The following is a 2,564-nucleotide window of genomic DNA, read 5'->3' as shown; positions in this document are numbered from 1 at the left end:
CGGCTTTTTTTACTATACGGAGGGATTTTATGAATTGGAAATTAAGAATTAAAAATAAAACAGTATTGACTGGGTTAATCGGCGCTTTACTATTATTCATTAAACAAGTAACAGAATTATTCGGGTTAGACTTATCCACACAATTAGATCAAGTGAGTGCTTTAGCGGGTACAATTATTACTTTACTTGTCGGCTTAGGTGTTATTGTAGATCCGACAAGTAAAGGTATTAAAGACAGTGGTATTGTACAAACTTATACAAAGCCTAGAGATAGTAATAATACAGATGAAATGGTTCAGTGGCAGAATCAAGCACATGCGCCTGAAGTGCAACAGTTCCGACCTAAAATATATGATACAACGCGGCCTTTCACCGATGATTCGGATGAAATCGGATTTGATGTGAATGAATATGAACATGGAGGTGTTTCAAATGACAGCAACACTGACTAAGAACGAAGCAATCGCTTATATTAATGAATTAAAAGGCAAAGGGTGGGACTTCGACGGCGTTTATGGCTGGCAATGTTTTGATCTGGCTAATATGTACTGGTATAAATTATTTGGACATGGTCTTAAAGGTATAGGTGCTGCGGACATTCCTAACGCTAATAATTTTGATGGAGAAGCTGTCATTTATCCTAATACACCTTCATTCAAAGCAGAACCAGGGGACGTTGTTATTTTCAATAGAAGTTACGGCGGAGGTTATGGTCATGTTGCTATTGTTACGAACGGAAATATCGACGGCAACTATAATACATTCCAATCACTCGACCAAAACTGGTGGGGCGGCGGTATGGCTAAAACAGAAGTCGCTCAACTTATCAATCATAATTACGACTTTCCTATGTGGTTCATCCGCCCCAATTTCAAAACGGCAACAGCGACACGCTCAGCACAATCACCTACACAAAGTGTTGAAAAAGCTAATTCTAAAAAGAAAGCAAAACCGGTCAAATTAAACATTATCAAAGATGTAGTAAAAGGGTACAACTTACCTAAGCGTGGATATAATCCAAAAGGGATTGTCATACACAATGACGCAGGGAGCAGAGGGGCGACTGCAGAATCGTATAGAAATGGTTTAGTTAATGCGCCATTGTCACGCTTAGAGGCAGGTATTGCACATAGTTATGTCTCGGGAAATACTGTTTGGCAAGCGTTAGATGAGTCACAAGTCGGTTGGCATACAGCCAATCAATACGGAAACAAAAATTATTATGGTATTGAGGTCTGTCAATCCATCGGTGCAGATGATAAAACGTTCTTAAAAAATGAACAAGCAACTTTCCAAGAATGTGCAAGGTTACTGAAGAAGTGGGGGCTACCCGCAAATAGAAATACTATCAGACTACACAATGAATTTACATCTACATCTTGCCCGCACAGAAGCGCAGAGCTACACACAGGATTTAATCCAGTCACACAAGGGTTATTGCCTAAAGATAAGCAATTGAAGCTTAAAGACTACTTTATTAAGCAAATCAGAGCTTATATGAACGGTAAAGTACCTATCGCTACAGTTACTCAAGGTACAAGTGCATCAAGCAACACAGTAAAACCAGTTGCAGGCGCTTGGAGACGTAATAATTATGGTACCTATTATATGGAAGAAAAGGCAAGATTTACGAATGGTAATCAGCCGATTATGGTGCGTACTGTTGGACCATTCACAAGCTGCCCACATGCTTATGATTTTCAACCTGGTGGGTATTGTGATTACGACGAAGTAATGTTGCAAGATGGTCATGTATGGATAGGTTATGACTGGCAAGGACAGCGATACTATTTACCAATCCGCACATGGAACGGTGTCGCACCACCTAATCATGGTGTGGGCGAACTTTGGGGTAGTATCAGTTAAATAAATATGTTATTATTTACTTACCGCTGTTGTCATTGTAAAAAGTGTCTTTTCACAATTGATACTATATTGTAAGTTCGTGGATGATAGTGTCCATGACTTGAGGGTTATCTATATAGGTAACCCTCTTTTTTATGGTATAGTATAATTCAAATAGCGGTACTTTAAGAAATTGTCGGAATAAATGTATTTGTAATTAAAAAGTGAAATATAGAGTGGTATTAGTAAAAAAGTTATGATATAATTTTTTCAGACACTGTTTTCACAACTCAACACTCTAAGGTGTAAATAGACTTTAAGCATGACATGATTTGAGAGTTACCTACAAGTAGCTCTCTTTTTTTATTGAAATAAATTGAAATAAAAGGTAGTAATTACTAAAAAAACATGGTAAAATGAATGTAGAACATGGTTTTTACTCTTCGTTATTCTATTGTGTAAATAGATATTATGCATGAGAATAGAAAGCTGTCTTTTCTGGCAGCTTTTTTATTATCTTATTTTAATATTAAACAAATTGTGTTAGTATATTAAACAGAAGATATTTTGGAAGATAATTTTCTAATCATAATCTTACCACCTTTTATGGTGGTGTTTTTTATGTTATATTAAAAATGTGGGTTAGATATATGGTATCTATGTAGAGAAACTATTTAAATAGTTTCTCTCAGACCGTAGACAAACTACCGTTATAACTT

At 36.4% G+C, this 2,564-nt stretch carries 2 protein-coding genes; both read left to right on the top strand.

Annotation, left to right across the window (positions count from 1 at the left end):
- The first annotated feature begins 29 nt into the window (after window positions 1–29).
- Window positions 30–452 (top strand): phage holin, encoded by a 423-nt coding sequence (locus HMPREF2846_RS10425; protein ID WP_070626599.1) that lies wholly within the window; start codon window positions 30–32, stop codon window positions 450–452.
- Window positions 433–1,866 carry an SH3 domain-containing protein gene (locus HMPREF2846_RS10420; RefSeq protein ID WP_070469114.1) on the top strand — a complete coding sequence of 478 codons (1,434 nt, stop codon included), beginning with the start codon at window positions 433–435 and terminating at the stop codon, window positions 1,864–1,866. Before HMPREF2846_RS10425 ends, HMPREF2846_RS10420 begins: the two co-directional genes overlap by 20 nt.
- Window positions 1,867–2,564 lie beyond the last annotated feature (698 nt).

Origin of the sequence: Staphylococcus sp. HMSC056G08 (assembly GCF_001812305.1) — a bacterium.
GTDB classification, from domain to species: Bacteria; Bacillota; Bacilli; order Staphylococcales; family Staphylococcaceae; genus Staphylococcus; species Staphylococcus simulans.
The sequence above is the reverse complement of the archived record's forward strand: the minus strand, read 5'-3'. Positions and strand labels throughout refer to the sequence as shown.